The organism is Neptunomonas sp., assembly GCF_016744175.1.
In the GTDB taxonomy this organism is placed as follows: Bacteria; Pseudomonadota; Gammaproteobacteria; order Pseudomonadales; family Balneatricaceae; genus Neptunomonas.
The window spans coordinates 1-22,524 of sequence record NZ_JADGEV010000021.1 but is presented as its reverse complement, the minus strand read 5'-3'; the positions used below and the strand labels follow the sequence as shown (position 1 = coordinate 22,524).

The window sequence follows — 22,524 nt, the reverse complement described above, 5'->3', positions numbered from 1 at the left end:
TGTAGGTAATGATGCCACTTGAGTATTTAGCGTGCTGCTTTCTACAGCGGAAGCTCTATCACGTAAAACAGACTCTTGTTTTAACAACCTTTCTTGTTCTGCTAATAGTTTAGACAGTTCACTTTGCATTTCATTAACAGCATTAGTTTGAGGGTCCCCTGCCACAGTATCATCTACCGATATCTTAAGCGGTACCGACACTCTAGCATCCACAACTTGCGGTGCTTCTGTTATGTTTTCTTTCTGTAGCACTTGCCATAAAGAAATGACCAGAACACCTAATAAAACTATACCTATACCCACTAAATGTGGCATCGGCAGCGGAAGGAGCATTTTGCTTTTGCTGGTTACTTTACCTGAACGATATAGTTCGGAGGCTGCTGAAGTAGCTCTACCAGGATACCCCAAGGAGCTTTCATAAACATTTTTCAGCTCACGCTTATTCAACGCTTGTTGAGAAGGAAATCGTAGCCCCAAGAACTCTTGGATCTCATCTTCAGTGAAGGGTTCTAGATTTTCTAAATGTAAACGACCTTCAAGTAGTTCATAAAGGCCTAAGGAATTCAAACGATTCACTACCGTTTCTTCGCCTGATAATACCACCTTAGGACAACCTACACCCGAGACCAGCAATCCGGCCAATAATTCTATCGCCTCATCATTTAACCACTCGGCATTATCGATGAGGATTAGAAGATGCTGTCCAACATCATGAAGAGATCTGCTTTTTTCATGCAATATAGTTAAGGGGTCTGTCCCTTCAGCATAATCATCAGACACTAATTTCGCACACTGAAGTGCGAGCGATATAGCGCCTGTTTCACTCTCAAGTTTAACAATAATTTGGTTAATATCACTTGCTTGTGTAACTAACGATAAGCGCTGCGCGACGGAGCTTTTACCACTCCCCTTAGGGCCAGCAATAACAATGAGAAATTCAGAATAACGCAGTAAATGAGCCATTTTATCAACTAGCTGCATTCGACTAGGGGGCTCGAAGTAAAAGTTTTGACTCATGGATACACCTACTTATTGCCCTATTTAGGCGCCCAACACACTCATCAGCTTTTCTTTAGAATAGTCCGCGGTAACAACAGCTTTTCCTAGGGATTTTAAAAGTACTAAACGTAACTCTCCATTAAGCACCTTTTTATCGACAGACATTAGTTCAATGAAGTCTTTCTCCGACATATTTTCAGGAGGTAATATTGGCAAATTAGCTTTTTCAAACAACATTCGCGCTCTACTCACATCCTCATCAGATATCCATTTCATTTCACACGAAAGCAGTAAAGCCATCATAGTCCCAGCCGAGACTGCCTCTCCATGCAGCCAATTCCCATACCCTTGGTGAGTTTCTATCGCATGGCCAAAAGTATGGCCTAAGTTAAGCCATGCACGTATACCACTTTCTTTTTCATCCTGAGCAACAACTTCAGCCTTTATTTCACAAGACCTGAAAATCGCATACGCTAACGCATCAGCATCTCGTGCAATTAATCGTTCAATATTATCTTCAAGCCAGCAGAAAAAAGAATAATCATAAATGAGGCCGTACTTAATCACTTCTGCTAAGCCAGCAGAAAGTTCCCTGTCAGGGAGAGTAGAGAAAACCGAAATATCAGCGACAACTAATTGGGGTTGATAAAATGCCCCAATCATATTTTTACCCATAGAATGATTAACACCTGTTTTTCCACCAACAGATGAATCTACCTGAGATAAAACAGTTGTTGGGATTTGAATAAAATTAACCCCCCGCTGATAACTGGCTGCAGCAAATCCCGTCATATCCCCAACAACCCCGCCACCAAGCGCAATTAATGTTGTAGTTCGGTTATGTCGGCATTCAAGTAACCTGTCAAAAATCAAGTTAAGGTGTGTTAAATCTTTAAAGGATTCCCCGTCTGGCAGCACGGTAACATCAACAGCATTCCCAGTAGGCAGGCATCCTAATAAAGTATCCAAGTATAAAGGCGACACTGTATCGTTAGTGACTACCATAACTTGAGTACCTTTAATAAAAGGAGCTATTAATGCCTCAGAGAGAATATCTTGACCAATAAAAATGGGGTACGAACGATCACCTAAATTAACCGTTAAGGTTTGCAACACAATCTCCAATTTCTTTTATTTTCCAGAAAGAACACCCTGGCTAACGAGTTGTTTAACTATGTCTGCCACAACACCGCGCGGATGCCTTCGATCTGTTGTAATAACTAAATCGCATGTTTTTTCATACAAAGGGCCACGCTCAAACATTAGTTTTTCAAGGATAGCCTGAGGGTTTTTAGCATTTAATAACGGCCGGTTCTTATCCTTAGCCGTTCTTTCCATCTGCTGGTCTATTGAAGTTTCCAGATAAACCACAAATCCTCGACCTTGCAAGTTGCCACGATTAGCAGCCCTCAGAACAGCACCACCGCCCGTGGCTAACACTTGAGCATCCAACAGCGTTAGCTCATCCATCACCGCTTCCTCGCGATCACGAAACCCAGCCTCGCCCTCTACATCAAATATCCAAGGTATATTGGCTCCAGCACGCTCTTCGATCTCACGATCTACATCCACAAAAAGAAGATTGAGCTCTTGAGAAAGCATACGCCCTATGGTGCTTTTTCCAGCACCCATAGGACCGATAAGAAAAATATTCAACCTGGAGCAACTCCAACTACTTTACCGATAATGACTCTTTAATTAATTTTGGCGTTATGAAAATTAGCAGTTCAACTTTTTTGTCTTGCTTTTCTGTCTTACGAAAAAGTGCACCGACGCCTGGCAAATCCCCTAAGAAAGGTGTTTTGGCAACAGCGTTCACTACTTCATTTTTATATACACCACCTAACACAATCGTATCACCGTCTTTTACAACAACAGAAGTCTCAAGTTCATTATTAACAATGCTCACTTCCCCATTCGGTAATACCTCACCAATAGAGTCTTGGTTAATTTTTAAATCTAGAGTTATCCTGTTTCCAGGATTAAGCTGCGGAGTAACATCAAGACTTAACACCACATCCTTGAACTCAATTTTAACTTCGCCATCCTCTACAGTCTGATAAGGAATCTCTTGACCTGATTGAATGCGTGCTGCTTTACCATTAGTAGTAATGATTTTAGGTTGAGAAATAATCTCTGCCTTACCTTCACTTTGCAGTGCAGAAAGCTCTGTAGATATCAGAAAGTTGCTAGTAGCATACCCCAAACGAATAGAGGACTGTGGCGTCACACCCAAATCAACACCCAACTGCGTATCACCACCACCAGCAGGAAAATCTTCTCGAAAATACGGTGCCGTACCGCCGCCTCCACCAGCAATAAAATCTCCCTGAAGCAAACCAAAGCCCCATTTCACACCTAAATCTTTCGTAAACTCGGTTGAAGCTGTAACTAAACGCGCCTCAACCATAATTTGAGAAACCTCTGTATCAAACTTACGTAACGTGTGTCTAATTTCTTCAAGCGTTGTGGCTGTTTCCCGCACCATTAAAACATTAGTTTGGTCATCGGCCACAATAAAGCCACGCTCTGAAACCAACTTAGCGGCATAAATGCGGCTTCTCATTTCAGATGCTTTACGATAATCAACTTGGATAAAATCAGTTTTTAGCGGCGATAATTCTTCAACTTGCTTTTGACTTTCTAATTCTACTCGTTCGCGTTCTGCAATATCCTCAGCAGGCGCAACTAACAGTACATTACCCACCTGACGCTTATCTAAACCACGCGTTTTCATGACAATATCCAACGCTTGATCCCAAGGAACATGCTTCAATCTCAATGTGATTTCGCCTTCCACCGCATCATCAACCACTAAGTTAAGCTGCGCTACTTCTGCCAAAATTTGTAAGACTGAACGGACACTTACATTTTGAAAATTCAGATCAATTTTTTCACCACTATATGGGAATTCATTCGCTTTGATCTCATTCTTTTCAGCGCGGGTCAGTGGTTTAAAATCTAAAAAAAGTTTATTACCTGTTTGATACGCCATATAGTCATAAGGTTCTGCACCCGGCTTTATGAGCACTGTTGTATTTTTTCCGCTAGCCATCGCATCAACAAACATAACGGGCGTTGCAAAGTCTTGAACGTTTACACGCTGCTGTAATGCAGGAGATAAACTAGCTCCTGAGAAATTTACAGCAACATTATTACCTTCTTCTTCAATATTAAGGCCGGCCTGATCATCAGATAACGTTATGGTAATACGCCCAATACCACCAGCAACCCTTTCAAAATCAATACCCTGCACACGTGTTTTATCATCATACGCATCCAAAACAGATCTTGTTGCTGACATTTTCTTTGGTTTTGCAACAGCCTGGAGAGCCGAAGGACTTGGTTTTTCTCCAAATACGACGAATAAACTTTGTCCTTCAGTGAAAGTACGGTAATCAGTCATACCATGCAGGTTTGTCACCACTCTTAAACGACCATTACCTTGTGCAAAATTGAGTGATTCAACCACACCTGCTTTTACATCAACAGACTTTACGCCTAGATCATTTTTCACACCCCAAAAGTCCAACACCAGCCGAGGAGGGCTGTCAATTGTATAGGCCTTAGGGACAGGAGGTGTTGAATCAAAATCAAGTTTTACTTCAATTTTATTTCCGGGCAACGCAACAAAAGAAGATTTTTGTAGCCCGACCTCTTGAGCAAAAACACCTTGCGAGAACGCAATCAAAAGCACCATAGCAAAGATACTTTTGAATATCCCCGCACTACAGGGTTGGAGGTAAGCATTGTTGTTATTCATGTGTCTCTTTCCTTCGCTCATTTCTGCTCAGCTAGCTCAATGGTTCTCGGACGTTGCATCCATCCACCGCGTCCATTCGAAATTATTTCTACAACGTCAAGCTGCTGATCTGATACAGCAACAACTCGACCAAAGTCCAAACCTAAGTAGTCTCCAATTCTTACACGATGTATTTCACTGTTATCATCAAGCACGAGCGCCCAAAAAAAATCATTCTCTGCCTTGCCAATTGTTCCAACCATCGAGAGTTGATCAACCGCAAATTGCTCTAGATAGCTCCGAGGGCGTTCTTCGTCTGGTTGAAGACCATCACCATCCTCAAGCTCAAAATCAACCAAAGAGGATACCACACGCACTAACGGCACAAATGGATCTCTAAGACTTGCTCCTTGGTAAACAAAGCTGTGATATGCCTCAAAGGTAGGTAGAGGCTGTATTGTACCTTTCGGTTTAGCTTGAACATCTGTGACAAATTTAGACAAGTCACTTGTATCTTCTACCCAGATACACCCTGTTGCCAAGCTAACTATAATCCCAGCGACAAGAGCACGAAGCCCTTTGTACGAGTAGTTATTCAGTATCATCATATCGGTATGTTTTCGCACTGATTGCCATCTCCAGCATGCCATCATCTGTTGGTTTCAAAGTGTAATCATGCAGCGTCACAATACGCTCAATTGCAGCAACCCCACTCACAAACTGCCCCATCTGATGGTACGTTCCTTTTACTTCTATATTTATTGGCAGCTCAATATAAAACTTTTCTTGCAGCTCACCCTCTAAAGCAATCTCATCGATCTCCAGTCCTGCAGCTCTACCTATATCACTAATATCTTCTAGCAAGCCAGGCACTTCTTTATCTGTAGGAAGCTGCCCCAAAAGCTCTGAAAACTTAACCTCAACATCTTCCATTTGCTTTCGTAACGCTGTCAAGTTCGCCACTTGGAACGACTTTTTTTCAAATTCTTGCTTCAGCCGACTCTCTTTTTGAATTTCTCGTTCTAACTGAACATGCTTTTCACTGACATAGAAGTGAATGCCAGCATAAACAACAATGATCAAAATAAGAAAATATATAACAACTTTAACACCAACAGGCCAATTCCCTGCTGAGTTAATGTCCATATTGTTCGGATCAAAGCCCTGAAACGCATTTTTTAATGATTGACCACTCATTTTGCATCCTCTGCTTTCGGCTTCGTCAATATAACCCCTAGATCGAACTCCCTTATATCAGATAGCGCCAAAGATCTCTTGCCGCTTCCTCCTGCACCTAATGCACCCACTTTTGAAAGACTTGCCTCACCAAACCAAATAGAGGAATCCAAGCGTCTCATAAGTTCGGATACATCTTTATTCTGCAAAGCCAGTCCTTTGATCCTGATTGCATCACTTTCAAGAAGCCCCTCTATGCCAAACTCCTTTCTTTCAAGGAAATCATAATGCAGACCATCAGGAAGCACTCGAACCAACTCATCAAAATTTCTAACAATAATCGGACGATTCCCTTGCAACTCCTGAATTGCATTTAATCGCTCTAATAACCTTTCACGCTGCCTTTTTAACTCTTCAATTTCTTTAATTCTTTCATCAAGCATTGATATGTTGTTTTTCAGAAAGCTATTACGGGCACTTTGGCGGTCCATCTGCAAGTCATAATAATATCCCATAATAAAAACAAGAGCGAAGGCACCAATAATTGTTGCAACTATATTAGTACCAAAATCTTTCTGCCTTGCCGCTGCGCGTTCCTCTCGCCATGGTCGTAAATTTATTTTTGCCATTACTTTTCCCTATTGATCAAACGAACGAAGCGCTAACCCACAGGCTTTCACTAATGCCGGGGTATCTTTAACCAGTCGCTCTTTATTAACTTTAGCGCTAACATCCATTTGTGCAAATGGGTTGGCAATATTTACCGGCAAATCAAGCTCATCACTTAAAATATCAACTAAGCCATCAATAGAAGCAACGCCACCGCATAAGTATATTTTTGATAGTTGGTGTTGCACACCCGATGAATAAAAGAACTGAAGTGCCCGCGAAACCTGTTGAGAAACAGTTAAACGAAATGGCTGAATAACAGACTCCTGAACTTCTTCACTTATTTCACCTAGTCTTAACGCCTGTTCAACCTCATCAATAGCCATGCCGTACTGATGATGAATATTGGTAGTCAACTCATTACCACCAAAAGACTGCTCACGATTATAGATTATCTTATGGTCTCGAATAACATTCAGTGTCAGTGTCGTCGCGCCAACATCGACTATTGCAACCATTTCATCACTTTTCAGATCTTCGTCAAGGAGCATAGGGAAGACGCGTTCAACCGCATAGGTATCTACATCCACTATTTCACACTTCAACCCGGCTGCATTAATAGCATCTTCACGCTGATCAACATCATCTCGTCGACAAGCAACCAGTAACAAATCATTCAACTCCGGATGAGTTCTAGATTCACCCAAAATCTCAAAATCAAGAGCAACCTCATCCAAAGGGTATGGAATAAACTGATCAGCTTCGACTTTCACTTGATCTTCCAATTCAATTTCAGAAAAGGATTTACTCAGCTCCATCCGTTTGATGATAACTGCAGACGAAGGAACAGCAGTTATAGCGCTCCCTTGTTTAATACCACATATTTTAATTGCTCGCTCTACTGCCTCTGTAACAGGCTGAACTTCCTGAATGTTTCCATCAACAACCGCCGTAGGAGGTAATGACACGATGGCATAGGCGTCCAGCCCGATCAAACTCCCGTGCCTGGACATGACAACCAACTTAACCGACGACGAACCAATATCAACACCGACCCAGCTGGCCGTTTTCTTCCCGAAAAAGCTGACCACTTATTTTTTCCTTTGAATATATAAATTTACCTTCTGCCTTATGACTTTAGCTATAAATTAAGAAAAATTAAACTCTAATTCAGTTGGAGAGAGTATATTAGCGCCAATATAATGTATTTTATTGATAAAAAACTCTTTCAAGGTAAGTATGCGCGTACTCAAATCTTTATTTCGCTTCGCTCTCATCCTCGGCCTTATAGGCCTATTACTGGGAGCTGCAGCTGTTTTTGGCTTATATCAGCACTTTGCTCCCCGATTGCCTGATGTAGAAACTCTGCGTGATATTAAATTTCAGACGCCATTAAAAGTTTTATCAGCCGATGGGAAATTAATTGCAGAATTTGGAGAAAAAAAGAGAATACCTATCACTTACGACAAAATTCCGGAAAAATTTGTCCATGCACTTCAATCTGCTGAAGACAGCCGTTTTTTCGAACATTACGGCATAGACCTAATCGGGCTTTCCCGTGCCACATTTCAGTTAGTATCCACAGGGAAAATAAAAAGTGGTGGCTCCACCATTACCATGCAAGTTGCCAAAAATTTCTTTTTAACTAGAGAGCGCACTTTTGAACGAAAATTTAATGAAATATTCCTTGCTTTAAAAATTGAGCAGTCATTGTCCAAACAAGAAATTTTTGAGTTATACGTCAATAAAATCTACCTAGGGCACCGCTCATACGGCATCCAAGCAGCGGCAAATGTTTATTACGGAAAAAATATTGACGAACTATCACTTCCCCAACTAGCCATGATTGCGGGGCTCCCTAAGGCCCCTTCTACGTTCAACCCCATCACCAACCCAGAGCGCGCAACAGAGCGTCGCAACTGGATATTAGGGCGTATGCACAGCCTTTCTTTTATTACCCTAGAGGAGTTAAAGAATGCTCAAGCCACCCCTGTTACAGCCAAATACCACACCACTAAAATTGAGCTTTATGCGCCTTACATTGCCGAAATGGTCAGAAGCGAGCTGTATGGGCAATACGGCGATGAGCTTTATATAGATGGCTTCAGCGTCTACACAACACTTGATAGCACAATGCAATCAGCCGCCAACAACGCAGTTAGGGACGGACTTGTAAGCTATGTTAAACGTCACGGTTATCGAGGGCCTGAAAAGCAGCTCGACATTACTAATCTTTCACCTATAGAAATAGCAGGCTTACTAAAAAATGAAACATCTTTTTCCCAGCTTGAACCTGCAATAATTATTGACGTGGATGAAAAAAGTGCAACAGCCCAAAGAAAGAGCGGAGAGGTTATCACCATCCCTTGGGAAGGGATAAAATGGGCTAAAAAATTCAAGACAGTTAATTACTCTGGTGCAGCACCCCGAAAAGCCGCCGACGCAGTCCAAACAGGAGACTTAGTTCGGATATTGAGAACGGATGAGTCTTGGGAGCTAAGCCAAATACCCAAGGCCCAAAGTGCACTCGTTTCTATGACTCCACAATCTGGAGCGATTCGATCACTGGTTGGAGGTTTTAGCTTCACTCACAACAAGTTCAACCGAGCCACACAAGCGCACCGACAACCTGGATCAAACTTTAAACCTTTTATCTATGCCGCCGCGATGGAAAACGGCTTCACACCTGCATCCATCATCAACGATGCCCCTGTCGTATTACAGAACAAGGGACTCGATGGAAATTGGCGCCCTCAGAACTCCAGCAAAAAATTCTCTGGCCCAACACGCCTAAGAGTCGGCTTGTATAAATCTAGAAACCTAGTCTCTATCCGACTTCTGCGTTCGCTTGGTTTCAACAAAGGAATTGAGTACCTTTCTCGTTTTGGCTTTGACCCAAAAAAATTGCCAGCAAATCTATCGTTAGCACTAGGCAGTGCTGACGTTACACCTCTAGAGCTAGTCACTGGCTATGCCGCTTTAGCCAACGGGGGATACAAAGTAGAGCCTTACTTCATAGAGCGTATTAACGATCAATACGGGCAAACTATATTCACAACGAATACACCCGTTGTTTGTCGCGACTGCTCACAAAACACAGAAGAAACAAACATCGCACCGCGTATTATGGACAAGCGAACAAATTTTTTACTCTACAGCATTATGCAAGATGTAATTCGACGAGGCACTGGCACACGAGCAAAAGCACTAAACAGAGCCGACCTCGCAGGTAAAACAGGCACAACTAATGAGCAAAAAGACGCATGGTTTACAGGCTTTAATAGCAAGCTAGTAACAACAGCATGGGTAGGCTACGACCAACCAGCCCCACTAGGCCGATCAGAGTTTGGGGGGACTGCAGCACTTCCTATTTGGATAGATTTCATGAGAGAGGCCTTAGCGGACACGCCTGAAGCCCCTTTACCCAAGCCCAACGGTATCGTCCAAGTGCGCATCCACTCCAGCACTGGATTACGCGCCAGCTCTAAACAAAGCAATACTTTATTTGAGTATTTCAAAGCAGAGCAAACACCACACCAAGGCGTAGTCGAGAACTCATCTTCTAGCGGCCAGTCTACCGAAGATATTTTCTAAATATCCATCACATAAAGCCGTCTCAAACTTTAAACCAAAAAAAACCGGCAATGCCGGTTTTTTATACTGCTAAAAGCACATTAACTATACTTTATACAATATCAGCCAATGTCGTTAGCGGATAATGAGCTGGTAAAGGCAAACGCGCTACACCAGTATCGATCGCAGCTTGCGCTACAGCCATTGATAAAGCACCAAACAAACGTGTATCTGTTGGTTTTGGAATAATGTACTCAGGACCAAACTCCAGAGACTCTAAACCATATGCATCCAATACATCCTGAGGAACGGGCTCTTTAGCCAAGTCAACCAAAGCACGCACTGCTGCTTCTTTCATCTCTTCATTGATCGCAGAAGCACGAACATCTAGTGCGCCACGGAAAATGAACGGAAAACCAAGAACGTTATTAACCTGATTTGGGAAATCAGAACGACCAGTCGCCATAATTACATCGTTACGTGCCGCATGAGCAACTGAAGGTAGAATTTCAGGATCTGGGTTAGCACATGCAAAGACAACAGGTGTCGCAGCCATTTTCTTCAACTGATCAGCAGACAACAAGTTAGGGCCAGACAAGCCTACAAATACGTCAGCACCATCAATGGCATCATCAAGTGTACGTTTATCAGTTTCAGTGGCAAAAATCGCTTTCTCAGGCGTCAAGTCTTCACGACCAGAGTGAATCACACCCTTACGGTCAAGCATGTAGATATTTTCTACTTTAGCGCCCATATTAATCAGCAGTTTCATGCAAGCAGAAGCGGCAGCACCAGCACCCAAAGTAACAATCTTAGCTTCGTCTAGCTTCTTACCAGCAATTTCCAAAGCGTTGATCATACCTGCAGCCGTTACGATAGCTGTACCGTGTTGATCATCATGGAAAACTGGAATGTTACAGCGATCAATAAGCACACGCTCAATTTCAAAGCACTCAGGCGCCTTGATATCTTCAAGATTAATACCACCAAAAGTTTCAGCAATGCGCGCAACAGTGTCAATAAACGCCTGTGGGCTTTCTGCATCTACTTCAATATCGATTGAATCTATGCCAGCAAATTTCTTGAATAGCAGTGATTTACCTTCCATGACTGGTTTAGAAGCCAATGGACCTAGATCACCCAAACCAAGAATTGCACTACCGTTTGTAATAACTGCGACTAAATTACCTTTAGCTGTATAACGGAAGACATTTTCAGGATCACGCGCGATTTCACGGACAGGCTCCGCTACACCCGGGCTGTAAGCCAAAGCAAGATCACGGGCCGTTGCTGCTGATGTAGTCAGCTCAACACTGATTTTGCCTGGACGAGGGAATTCATGGTAATCCAGTGCCGCTTGTTTCAGATCTTCAGACATGATTGCTGTTCCAATTTTTTATAACAAAAGACGAGTCAAGAATCATATAGAAAAGAGATTAAAGGAACAACTCCCCTCCAACTAAGGAACTAAGCTTCTAGTGCCAAGAACCTTGATGCCACGTGAGCTAGACTATAATTCTTCGACATTAGAGGTATGACTTAAGTACATGACAAACGAAGCCTCAAACCTACCTCGCTTAAACTTTTTCGCTTGCACCCACCCTCTCACTTGAACTTTACGACCAGATATCGGCGAAAGAGGTAATGCACGTCGCAGCATAACGACTACGTTTTCATCCAAAACCAATGCTTCAGCTGTTTTAAAACGATACTGCCTCGTTACTGTGCCTTGCACTAACGCAAAACCTAGCTGCTTCTTATCAAAAGAAGACGCTGAAAAAGGACCATGTAGCCAAACGCCTAAACCAGCCAAACGGGCCCTTTTCTCTGCGGCTTTATGACACCTAAGCTTTTGTAAGTTGGGTGCTATAGCAACGCTATATGCCAAGCCTTTTTCTAACAATGCAACATCAGGCCCTAAACCTGTGGAATCAACAATATAACCAAGTGTACGACCATAGCTATCATGAGATTCTTTCTCAATCTGCAAATAAACATCTTGTTTATGAAGAGATACCCACTGCTTTAAAGTGGAAGCAGCCTGCTTTGCAATACTTCTTGACCACGCAGGCCCTTTACCCAATTCAGGCGTATTAATACCCACCAATCGCACACGACGATTGTCAGATAACTGCAATGTGTCGCCATCATAAACATAGCGCACTTCCACTCTCTGCTTTTTAAGGCCTGATGTGCAACTATCAGATGCTTGAGAAACTGAAACCGCAGACAAAAAAAAGGCACTCAAGAAGAGTGCCTTTTTTAATAATAATTTTATCACTCAGCAGTCTTTTTAGTACCGATAGCACCAAAGCGCTTGTTAAAGCGATCGATACGGCCACCAGAAGTCGCTTCTTTCTGCTTACCAGTATAGAAAGGGTGACATTGGCTGCAAACATCCACGTGCATATCATGGCACATAGTAGAGCTTGTTTTCATTTCGTTACCGCAAGAACACGTAATAGTAACGTCTTCATACTTAGGATGGATGTTCGCTTTCATAATAAACCTCAGAGTTGTTTTGCACCGCCACCTGATCATTGTGTCAGGCACCGTACAAATAAAAATACATCGGCATAAAACCGATCTATAATGACAGGCGGCGAATTATACGGATAGATATCAATAGCTGCAAGCAAATCGTCCATTTAAACCATCAAGAAAAGCCCTTACACTTAACAAATCTAAATGTAGCAAAGCACACATCATATGACTTTTCTTCGCGTGGCTATCCCTTCACCTCTCAGGCGACTATTCGACTACTTGCCGCCAGAACACGTGAATACAAAAACACTCCAACCAGGCATACGTGTAAAAGTACCCTTCGGTAGACGAGAGTTAACCGGCGTACTATTAGAAATCGTTCCCGAAACGAATGTCCCACTTAAAAAACTAAAATCTGTCATCGAGATTCTAGATAGCGCCCCATTGCAGCCACAATACATCCGTGATTTAGCACTGTGGGCAGCGGATTACTACCAACATCCTACAGGTGATGCTCTTTTACAATCATTCCCTGTTTACCTGCGAAAAGGCGGCGAAGGCGTTGCTACACACTCTTATCTTTGGAAGGTATCCCCAAACACCTCAATTAAAGATATTCCTATCAGAGCGCACCAACAACAAGCGCTCTACCAATTAATTGCAGAACACCCTCAGGGGATTAGCAAAGAAGCGCTTCTCGCTGAAGGCGGACAAACATCGACACTCACCTCTCTTGAAGCAAAGCAGTTAGTAACAAAATATAAATGTGAGTATCACTTACCTGACATATCACGGCTTCTCAAAGAAGCGCCACTGCAACTAAACACCGAACAAGAAAATGCATATCAAACAATAACAAAACACCATAATTTCGGTGTGTTTTTACTAGACGGTATTACAGGATCAGGCAAAACAGAAGTTTATTTGCAAGCAATACACGAAGCGCTTAAAAAAGGACTACAAGCACTCATTCTGGTACCAGAAATAGGCCTCACTCCACAAACCGTGCAACGATTTCAAAACCGCTTCCATGTCCCTATTGCTGTTTTGCATTCAAACCTAACCGACAAGCAACGCTTCAATGCTTGGATGCACGCATCCCAAGGAGAAGCATCCATAATTATCGGCACGCGATCTGCTATTTTTACTCCGCTAAAGCGCCCTGGCATTATTATCATTGATGAAGAACACGACAGTTCCTTCAAACAACAAGAAGGCTTTCGCTATTCAGCACGCGATCTTGCCGTAGTCAGAGCCCATGCAGAACAAATCCCCATCGTTTTAGGCAGTGCGACACCCTCTCTAGAGTCATTACATAATTGCGCGCAGAACAGATACCAACACCTTACCCTTCGCGCTAGAGCAGGCAATGCAATCCCGCCTGAATTTCAATTGTTAGATATAAAAAAGCTTCCCCTTAATAACGGCCTATCCTCCATCCTAATTGAACAAATTCAACACCATATTGAGCAAGGCACTCAGGTTCTGGTTTTTATAAACCGCCGAGGCTTTGCACCCAGCCTTATATGCCATGACTGCGGCTGGCTAGCTGAATGCAGGCGCTGTGATGCCAGAATGACACTTCATCAACAACCAGCCCATTTGCACTGTCATCACTGTGACAGCCAGCGCCCCATACCGTTAAAGTGCGATCATTGTGGTAGTCGTGCGCTAAAGCCTGTAGGAGCAGGAACAGAACGTACCGAGCAAACACTTAAGGAACTCTTTCCTAAAACACCCATCCTTAGGGTTGATCGTGATAGCACATCACGCAAGGGAGCTATGGCAAAAATAATGGAGCGAGTTAATGAAGGATCTCCCTGCATTCTGGTTGGAACGCAAATGCTCGCCAAAGGACACCACTTTCCTAAAGTAACGCTCGTAGCAATACTAGATGCGGATGCAGGATTATTTAGTACTGATTTTCGAGGCATGGAGCGAACAGCCCAAATGATAATACAAGTGGCTGGAAGAGCAGGTCGCGCAGAGCATTCAGGAAAAGTTATTCTGCAAACGCACCATGCTGAGCATCCACTATTAACATTACTCGCTACTCAGGGGTACGATGTTTTTGCTCAGGAAGAACTTAAACAACGCCATCAATATCAATTACCTCCCTACCAACACATTGCTATCATTCGTGCAGAAGCAACCTACTCAGGTAGAGCAGAAGGCTTTTTACAGTCCATTAGAGATCAACACAATCAAATATTTCCAAATATTCAATGGTCAGGCCCATTCCCATCACCTATGGAAAAGCGCGCCGGCGTGTTTCGATCACAACTACTCATTTCAAGCCATTCACGCCCTTTTCTACAACACTCTTTAAACCATTTATGTGTCAATATTGAAGCACATCCTATGGCCACTAAAATTCGCTGGTCTATTGATGTCGACCCTTACGACATGCATTAAGTTATTATTAATATTTACAGTGGATATACCTCAATAAGTGTCTACACTTACATAAAAAGTCTAACAATAAAGAAGACCAGTAAGCAGATGAATATATCCAAGAAGATACTAATGGGGTTTGGGGTACTTGCCGTCACTATATTAATCATTGGCACTGGCGGCCTTTTTGGGATAAACGACATTAATAAACAGTTACACCTCATATCAGACGAATCCGTCCCGCAACTTACTGGTAGCTACCAGCAAACCCTAGCGCTAAACCAAGCCAACCAATCACTATTAAAATTTTTAAATAGCCGTGAAGATAAATTTCAGGTTCATTTAAAAGCATTTGATCGCCACTTTACTAGCTTTACCCAAGGACTATCTCAACTTAAAAGCCAGCAAGCTGAAGATAGCTCTCTTTACAGTGCACTAGGTGAGTCCGAAGCCGCTGCTAACAAATATGCAAAAGCAGCCAAAGAAGTCCAAAAAATACATGCCGAGAGAACCCTATTAGCACTTCGGGTTATTAAAGAAACTCAAATGTTTCAAGCTCAGGTCGATTCCATGTCAAACTGGGGGCAGAGATACCTCACAACAAATCCTTCAGAAGATGCACTAGCAAGCATACGAAAACTACTAAGAACACTTAACAAAGTAAAAACGGCCGTCCGCATTTATCAAAAAGCATTTAATATAAAAAAACTTAAAAAATCTTTATTAAAATTAAGAAAAGAGCTCACAGAAAATTTCGATACTTTCAAAAGTCATGATAATGAAGCTGACCGCATCGCTGGAATTCTCGATGGTTTAAAAAGCTCTTTAGAAGTAAACATTGGTCTACTTGGCGCATATATTGAACAAGACAACATTACTAAAGAGCTCGACAGCAAACTTAAAAATGCAGAAATGCAGTTAGCACTCACAGAAACATCGCTACAAAAAGTACTGAGCACTGCACTGGACCAAACCGAAAGAGCAAAAAGCCAAGCAACCCACACAATAAAAACCAGCCAGATGTTAATTTATGGGTTAAGTGCTGCAGGCCTAATAATTGCTGGAATCGTTGGCTGGATTATTTTAAGCACTATACGGCGCCCGCTCAACAATATGCGCCAACAACTCACTGCCGTTGGCGAAGGGGATTTAACCATACGATTTGACGATCACCGTGGCGATGAATTTGGCGAACTTGCCGTAAGCTTAAACACAGTCGTAACAGGTCTCCAAGAAATTTTGCAACAAGTCATAAGCAACTCAAAACAGCTATCCCAAGTGGCCGAAGACAATGCACAGATAAGTAAAGAAGCCACATCAGCAATGACAGATCAAAGCCAACAACTTGAATTAACATCAACCGCGTCAACGGAGATGGAAAACACCGTTTCTGAAGTATCTCATCACGCCGATTCAACGCTTGCGTCAGTCCAATACTGCGAAGAGCTCAGCCTTGATGTAGACCAGAAAATGGAACTGACGCGATCCAGCATTTCTTCTCAGGCTTCAGTCATTGAAAAAGCGCTAAACTCCTCTACAGAATTAGAGCAAGATAGTAAAAAAATTGACTCAATATTAGAAACCATTAATACAATTGCTGAGCAAACCAACCTTTTAGCACTTAACGCTGCAATTGAAGCCGCACGTGCAGGCGATCACGGCAGAGGATTTGCAGTGGTAGCTGACGAAGTGAGACAGCTAGCTAGCCGCACACAAAACTCTACAGAAGAAATTCAAGCCATGGTTAGCAGTATGCAAATGCGCATACGAAGTGTTGCTACTGACATGCGAACCAGCCACGACCAAGCTGGAGAGTGCGTACAGCACGCTCAATCGTCTAATGAAGCCCTGCATGCTATGCAAGCAGCCATACAGACAATTCGAGACATGAATACTCAAATAGCGACGGCAGCATCTCAACAAAATAGTGCAGTACAAGAAGTTAGCCGCACATTAGTCAGCATCAATACTGCTGCTATTGAAACAGCAGCAGGCGCTAACACGGCGTCTGAAAGCAGCACAACCCTCTTAAAAATTGCTCAAATACAGCGCGAGTTGATCCGCCGCTTCACTATCTGAACATAAAACATCCAATCTTCTGCTGGTGAGGGGTTAACATCCCCGCGCCAACAGGGGATAATAGCCGGTTCGTTCTGGGCCGTTTAACTCTCGAGCTTTTACTTCCTAAAATATTCAAATCGAACTGGTATCTACAGGCAAATGAAACAGCATATTGCAGATCTGATCAGTGCAGCACTAAAAACACTGAGCGACAACGGCATTTTCGCCGCTGATGTCCAACCTTCCATCATGGTTGAAAACACTCGCGATAAATCACACGGTGATTTTGCTTCAAATATCGCACTAGCCTTAGCCAAACCAGCCCGACGTAACCCTCGTGAGTTAGCTCAACTAATCATTGACGCACTACCCGTTTCTGAAAACCTGGATAAGACTGAAATTGCAGGTCCAGGTTTTATAAATTTCTTTGTTACTCAAGAAACTACGACGGCTGTTGTTGGCCAAATCATTGCTCAAAAAGCCGAATTTGGCCGTGGCCTTGCTAGCAGCACTGAACGCACACAAGTTGAGTTCGTTTCAGCCAATCCTACAGGCCCACTACATGTCGGTCACGGCCGTGGGGCAGCATACGGCGCATCAGTTGCCGATTTGCTTGAAGCGGCAGGCGTTCCTGTTGAACGGGAATACTACGTCAATGACGCTGGCCGACAAATGAACATCTTGGCCACTAGTTTGTGGTTACGTTACCTAGAAAAACTTGGCGAGACGGTTACTTTTCCAAGTAACGGTTATAAGGGTGCCTATATTCATGACATAGCCTCATCCGTTATCGTTGAGCATTCTGATACCTACAAACGCCCTCTTGATGAAGTAATGTACAACATCCCTGCAGACGAACCTCAAGGTGGCAATAAAGAAACCCACATTGATGCACTCATTGAAAGGGCTCAAGAACTCTTAACAGCCGATGGCTATGCCGTTTTCTTTAATGCGGCATTGAATTCAATTCTGTCTGATATCCGCGATGACTTGTCAGATTTTGGTGTCGAGTATCAGAAATGGTTTTCAGAGCTTAGCTTAACAGCCAACGGCGATGTAGAAAGCGCACTGAATACACTTCAGGAAAATGGCCACCTGTTTGAAGAAGAAGGCAACTTATGGTTTCGCTCGACTGCATTCGGTGATGACAAAGACCGTGTTGTTCGGCGCGCTAATGGCTTAACGACTTATTTTGCGTCAGACATTGCTTATCTTAAAAACAAGTTCGAACGCGGTTTTGATAAGGTACTTTATATCTGGGGAGCAGACCATCATGGTTACATTGCTCGGATGAAAGCGGCTTGTCAGGCTTTAGGTTATGACCCAGAGCGATTATTAGTTCGCTTGGTGCAGTTCGCTATACTTTACCGCGGTGAAGAACGTGTACAAATGTCTACACGCTCCGGCTCATTCGTAACATTACGAGAACTACGTGATGAAGTAGGTAAGGATGCTTGCCGTTTCTTTTATGTTACCCGTAAAGCGGATCAACATATGGATTTTGACCTAGAGCTAGCCAAAACTCAGTCAAAAGATAACCCTATTTACTATATTCAGTATGCTCATGCCCGTGTTTGCTCAGTACATCGCAAGCTGGCTGAAAATGATTGGGTTTGGGACCCAGAGTCAGGCTTAGCAAACTTAGGCAAGCTCGATACAGAGCATGAAAAAGACTTGATTACTAGGCTATCTAAATACCCAGAAGTTCTTACTCATGCAGCGGTTAATTACGAGCCACACTTACTTGCCAACTACCTTCGAGAATTGGCGAATAACTTCCACTCGCACTATAACGCCAACAAAATGCTGATTGATGATGCAGAACTACGAAATGCTCGCATCACGCTTAGCGAAGCAACCCGTCAGATCTTAAACAATGGCCTGACCCTTTTAGGTGTTAGTTCACCTGAACAGATGTAAATAAAGGACACCCATGGCTTCGCGTAAGGATTTTGCACAGCGCACCAGAAAACAGTCTCCTGCAAGCACTAACAGGCCTGCAGCAGCTAAGCCGCGCGCAAAGGTAACACCTCCACCTAAACGCAAGCCATGGAAACTCGCTCTTTTTAGCTTAGTCGCGCTCGCGGGTTTAATTTTTTTATTGAATCAATTGCTTAACGTAGAAACAATACAAGCACCCCAAACAACTGCAAAAAAACCAATCACTACCCCGGTAAAAAAATCAACGCCTGCAGTAAAACCTACTGAGAAAAAAGTCATTACGGCTAAGCCCGTTATCAACAATAAATCAGCCGCGGGCCCAAAAATTGTAGATAAGTCATCTAAAGCAGAAGAAATACCAAAACAAAGTAAATATGAGTTTTATGAGCTATTGCCAAAGAACGAAATAAACCCATCGGCTGTGAAAGAGTACAAATCAACACCTCGTAATGCCAAACTTGATAAGACATATGTCCTTCAAGCAGGCTCTTTTCGAAATGCCGCTGATGCTGAAAAGATGAGAGCGCAATTACTGCTGTCTGGTCTAAAAAACGTGCACACAAATCCTTCCGATGGTGCCAACGGCCTATGGTACAGAGTACGCCTAGGGCCTTTTGATAACCGCTCAGTCATGAATAAAGCTCATGACAAATTAGCGAGACTCAATATTAATGCGATGACCATTCGAATCGATTAAACATCAATTTTTCGACCTACCCTTGAAATCCTTGAAGGGAAATCCCATATCTGGAGTAACTAGAACCCAATAAGGTCAAGCTCCCATGACAACAATTGTTTCAGTACGCCGCGGTGATCAAGTCGTCGTCGGTGGCGATGGACAAGTATCTCTTGGCAACACCGTCATGAAAGGTACCGCTAAAAAAGTAAGCCTTTTACCTAAACACAACGTTATTACTGGGTTTGCAGGTAGCACAGCTGACGCTATCACATTACGAGATTTGTTTGAGCAACAACTCGATAAGCATCACGGAAATATTGTTAACGCCGTAATTCATCTCGCCCGAGAGTGGCGTAGCGACCGTGTTTTACGTCGCCTTGAAGCATTAATGCTTGTCGCCAACGAAGAGAAAACTTACCTATTATCTGGCACCGGTGATGTTATTGAACCAGAAGATGGAGTAATCGCCATTGGTTCTGGAGGCAACTACGCTTTAGCAGCAGCGAAAGCATTGGTTGCAAATACCGACTTCTGTGCGAAAGAAGTTGTTGAGAAAAGTCTCAACATAGCTGCTGACATTTGTGTGTTTACTAACCACAATCTAACCATCGAAACTCTGCCAGCAAAAGACTAAGCGCCTTTAGGAGCCCTAACATGTCAAACATGACACCCCGTGAAATCGTTCACGAACTTGATCGTCACATTATCGGTCAACAGGATGCCAAACGCTCCGTCGCCATTGCATTACGTAACCGCTGGCGCCGTATGCAGCTCCCTGAAGAGCTGCGAGTTGAAGTCACTCCAAAAAACATCCTAATGATTGGTCCTACCGGCGTCGGTAAAACTGAAATTGCCCGGCGTCTTGCTAAGCTGGCTAATGCTCCTTTCATTAAGGTCGAAGCAACCAAATTTACAGAAGTTGGTTATGTTGGTCGCGATGTAGAAACAATTGTGCGTGATCTAATCGATATGGCTGTCAAAATGATTCGCGAACAAGAAACCGACAAAGTTCGGTTTCGCGCGGAAGATGCTGCCGAAGATCGCATTCTAGATGCCCTTCTTCCACAAGCAAGACCAACCGACAACAATGAAAGCACATCAGAAAATAAAACTGACAATGCAACTCGACAGATTTTTCGTAAGAAGCTACGTGAAGGTCAGTTAGACGACAAAGAAATAGATATTGACGTTGCTCAGTCAAAAGCTAATGTAGAGATCATGGCTCCTCCAGGCATGGAAGAGATGACTAACCAACTACAAAGCATGTTCTCGAACATGGGCAATGCAAATAAACAAAGTAAACGAATGCCGGTTAAAGAAGCATTAAAACTTCTTATTGAAGAAGAAGCAGCACGGCTAGTAAAAGAGGAAGACATCAAACAAAGCGCTGTCGATATGGTTGAGCAAAACGGCATTGTTTTTCTTGATGAAATTGACAAAGTTTGTAAGCGTGCAAGCTCAGGATCCGGTGGTGGCGATGTGTCGCGTGAAGGTGTTCAGCGTGATTTACTACCATTGATCGAAGGTTGTACTGTCAATACTAAATACGGAATGGTCAAAACTGACCACATCTTATTTATTGCATCAGGTGCCTTCCACTTAGCCAAGCCTTCTGATCTTATACCAGAGTTGCAAGGTAGGTTACCTATTCGTGTTGAGCTGAGCGCATTAACACCTGATGATTTCCGTCGAATATTGACTGAACCAACAGCATCTCTAACAGCTCAATACATTGCACTATTAAAAACAGAAGGTGTTGATGTCAGTTTTACAGATGATGGGATTGCTCGTGTTGCTGAACTAGCGTTTCAGGTTAACGAAAAGACTGAAAACATTGGTGCACGTAGACTACATACGATGATGGAACGCTTACTTGAAGAGCTATCATTTCATGCTTCTGATGATTCAGGAAAAGTCATAATTATTGATGCTGAGTATGTGAATAAGCAACTGAGTGAACTCAGCCAAGATGAGGACCTGAGTCACTATATACTCTAATCTTTACTTCTATTAAGTGGGCCTACAACAGTAGGTTCACTATCTACTTATCCAGAGATTTCCATGACATCAACACCAACGCCTACAAACATAAAGCTCCATAAAAAATCTAAAACATTGGAACTCATTTATGGCCAGGATAGTTATGAGCTCAGTGCTGAATTCTTGCGTGTGCACTCCCCATCTGCAGAAGTCCGCGGTCATGGAATTGGTAATGGGACTCTTCAAACGGGCAAAAAATTTGTCGGCATTAAAGGGGTTGAAGCGGTTGGAAACTATGCATTAAAAATAATCTTCGATGACGGTCATGATAGTGGCTTATTCACTTGGAACTATCTGCATGACCTTGCTATTCAGCATGACCAGTACTGGGATAAGTATTTGCAGAGCCTTAAAGAAGAAGGCGAATCTCGTGATGAAGGATTGATTGGTAAGTTCTAAGCGGGACAAACGTTTTGAGCGTAGGTACAATGCGTCAAACGCATCGGCTGAGCAAAAAGAATATGAGCGAACAGAACAACAAATCCACCACTGATTTTGGCTTTCGTGAAGTACCTGTAGAAGAGAAGGTCAAAAAAGTCGCTGACGTTTTCCATTCAGTCGCCGGCAAATACGACTTAATGAACGACCTCATGTCGGGAGGCGTACACCGCCTGTGGAAAAAACTAACAATTGAACAAAGCGGTGCTCGCCGCGGCCATACCATTCTGGACATTGCAGGAGGCACTGGCGACCTTACCATGCGTTTTTCACGGATTGTCGGAGCAGAAGGTAAAGTTGTACTAGCCGATATCAATGATTCAATGCTAAAAGTCGGCCGCGACCGATTAATGGATCGAGGTGTTGCAGGCAATGTAGAATTTGTCCA

General features: G+C 43.1%; 20 protein-coding genes. 9 read left to right on the top strand and 11 right to left on the bottom strand.

All coding sequences use genetic code 11. From position 1 onward, the window contains the following. From QZZ55_RS11185 to pilM, 8 genes are all read right to left on the bottom strand, one after another. Positions 1–1,017: AAA family ATPase (locus QZZ55_RS11185; protein WP_293267411.1), on the bottom strand; the 1,017-nt coding region annotated here is incomplete at its 3' end. A gap of 24 nt (positions 1,018–1,041) precedes the next feature. Then, positions 1,042–2,112 (bottom strand): 3-dehydroquinate synthase, encoded by a 1,071-nt coding sequence (gene aroB / locus QZZ55_RS11180; RefSeq protein ID WP_293267410.1) that lies wholly within the window; start codon positions 2,110–2,112, stop codon positions 1,042–1,044. Positions 2,113–2,130: 18 nt separating this feature from the next. Continuing rightward, positions 2,131–2,655, bottom strand: coding sequence for a shikimate kinase AroK (aroK, locus tag QZZ55_RS11175; RefSeq protein WP_293267409.1), 525 nt, complete (start codon positions 2,653–2,655; stop codon positions 2,131–2,133). A 16-nt stretch (positions 2,656–2,671) separates the two neighbouring features. After that, complete coding sequence (gene pilQ / locus QZZ55_RS11170; protein WP_293267408.1) at positions 2,672–4,762, bottom strand: type IV pilus secretin PilQ; 2,091 nt, start codon at positions 4,760–4,762, stop codon at positions 2,672–2,674. A 17-nt stretch (positions 4,763–4,779) separates the two neighbouring features. Then, the gene (locus QZZ55_RS11165) at positions 4,780–5,367 is read right to left on the bottom strand and encodes a pilus assembly protein PilP (RefSeq protein WP_293267407.1); all 588 of its coding nucleotides are present in this window, start codon (positions 5,365–5,367) and stop codon (positions 4,780–4,782) included. Then, entirely contained in the window at positions 5,333–5,938 is a 606-nt protein-coding gene (gene pilO, locus QZZ55_RS11160) for a type 4a pilus biogenesis protein PilO (RefSeq protein ID WP_293267406.1), read from the bottom strand. Before pilO ends, QZZ55_RS11165 begins: the two co-directional genes overlap by 35 nt. After that, positions 5,935–6,546: a PilN domain-containing protein gene (locus tag QZZ55_RS11155; protein WP_293267405.1), complete on the bottom strand. Its 612-nt coding sequence runs from the start codon at positions 6,544–6,546 to the stop codon at positions 5,935–5,937. Before QZZ55_RS11155 ends, pilO begins: the two co-directional genes overlap by 4 nt. 9 nt (positions 6,547–6,555) lie before the next feature. Beyond that, positions 6,556–7,617, bottom strand: a complete 1,062-nt coding sequence (pilM, locus tag QZZ55_RS11150) for a type IV pilus assembly protein PilM (protein WP_293267404.1) — start codon at positions 7,615–7,617, stop codon at positions 6,556–6,558. 148 nt (positions 7,618–7,765) lie between these two features. On the opposite strand from pilM, the gene QZZ55_RS11145 reads away from it, so the two are divergent. Then, positions 7,766–10,120 carry a penicillin-binding protein 1A gene (locus QZZ55_RS11145; RefSeq protein ID WP_293267403.1) on the top strand — a complete coding sequence of 785 codons (2,355 nt, stop codon included), beginning with the start codon at positions 7,766–7,768 and terminating at the stop codon, positions 10,118–10,120. 91 nt (positions 10,121–10,211) lie between these two features. Here QZZ55_RS11145 and QZZ55_RS11140 read toward each other — a convergent pair whose 3' ends face one another. From QZZ55_RS11140 to rpmE, 3 genes are all read right to left on the bottom strand, one after another. Further along, positions 10,212–11,477 (bottom strand): malic enzyme-like NAD(P)-binding protein, encoded by a 1,266-nt coding sequence (locus QZZ55_RS11140; protein ID WP_028467891.1) that lies wholly within the window; start codon positions 11,475–11,477, stop codon positions 10,212–10,214. 132 nt (positions 11,478–11,609) lie between these two features. Further along, a complete protein-coding gene (locus QZZ55_RS11135) occupies positions 11,610–12,347 on the bottom strand; it encodes a thermonuclease family protein (RefSeq protein WP_293267402.1) in 738 nt (245 codons plus the stop codon). A 29-nt stretch (positions 12,348–12,376) separates the two neighbouring features. After that, complete coding sequence (rpmE, locus tag QZZ55_RS11130; RefSeq protein ID WP_293267401.1) at positions 12,377–12,601, bottom strand: 50S ribosomal protein L31; 225 nt, start codon at positions 12,599–12,601, stop codon at positions 12,377–12,379. Positions 12,602–12,808: 207 nt separating this feature from the next. On the opposite strand from rpmE, the gene QZZ55_RS11125 reads away from it, so the two are divergent. The 8 genes from QZZ55_RS11125 to QZZ55_RS11090 form a co-directional block, all read left to right on the top strand. Then, a complete protein-coding gene (locus QZZ55_RS11125) occupies positions 12,809–14,998 on the top strand; it encodes a primosomal protein N' (protein WP_293267400.1) in 2,190 nt (729 codons plus the stop codon). 87 nt (positions 14,999–15,085) lie between these two features. Further along, on the top strand, positions 15,086–17,056 hold the full coding sequence (locus QZZ55_RS11120; RefSeq protein WP_293267399.1) for a methyl-accepting chemotaxis protein: 1,971 nt from the start codon (positions 15,086–15,088) through the stop codon (positions 17,054–17,056). 141 nt (positions 17,057–17,197) lie between these two features. Then, entirely contained in the window at positions 17,198–18,958 is a 1,761-nt protein-coding gene (argS, locus tag QZZ55_RS11115) for an arginine--tRNA ligase (protein WP_293267398.1), read from the top strand. A gap of 13 nt (positions 18,959–18,971) precedes the next feature. Next, positions 18,972–19,676 carry an SPOR domain-containing protein gene (locus tag QZZ55_RS11110; RefSeq protein WP_293267397.1) on the top strand — a complete coding sequence of 235 codons (705 nt, stop codon included), beginning with the start codon at positions 18,972–18,974 and terminating at the stop codon, positions 19,674–19,676. An 85-nt stretch (positions 19,677–19,761) separates the two neighbouring features. Then, a complete protein-coding gene (gene hslV, locus QZZ55_RS11105; protein ID WP_293267396.1) occupies positions 19,762–20,292 on the top strand; it encodes an ATP-dependent protease subunit HslV in 531 nt (176 codons plus the stop codon). Positions 20,293–20,312: 20 nt separating this feature from the next. Beyond that, positions 20,313–21,656: an ATP-dependent protease ATPase subunit HslU gene (gene hslU / locus QZZ55_RS11100; protein ID WP_293267395.1), complete on the top strand. Its 1,344-nt coding sequence runs from the start codon at positions 20,313–20,315 to the stop codon at positions 21,654–21,656. Positions 21,657–21,719: 63 nt separating this feature from the next. Then, positions 21,720–22,097 carry a DUF971 domain-containing protein gene (locus QZZ55_RS11095; RefSeq protein WP_293267394.1) on the top strand — a complete coding sequence of 126 codons (378 nt, stop codon included), beginning with the start codon at positions 21,720–21,722 and terminating at the stop codon, positions 22,095–22,097. A 62-nt stretch (positions 22,098–22,159) separates the two neighbouring features. Then, positions 22,160–22,524 (top strand): class I SAM-dependent methyltransferase (locus QZZ55_RS11090; RefSeq protein ID WP_293267393.1); only part of this gene is annotated, 365 nt, incomplete at its 3' end.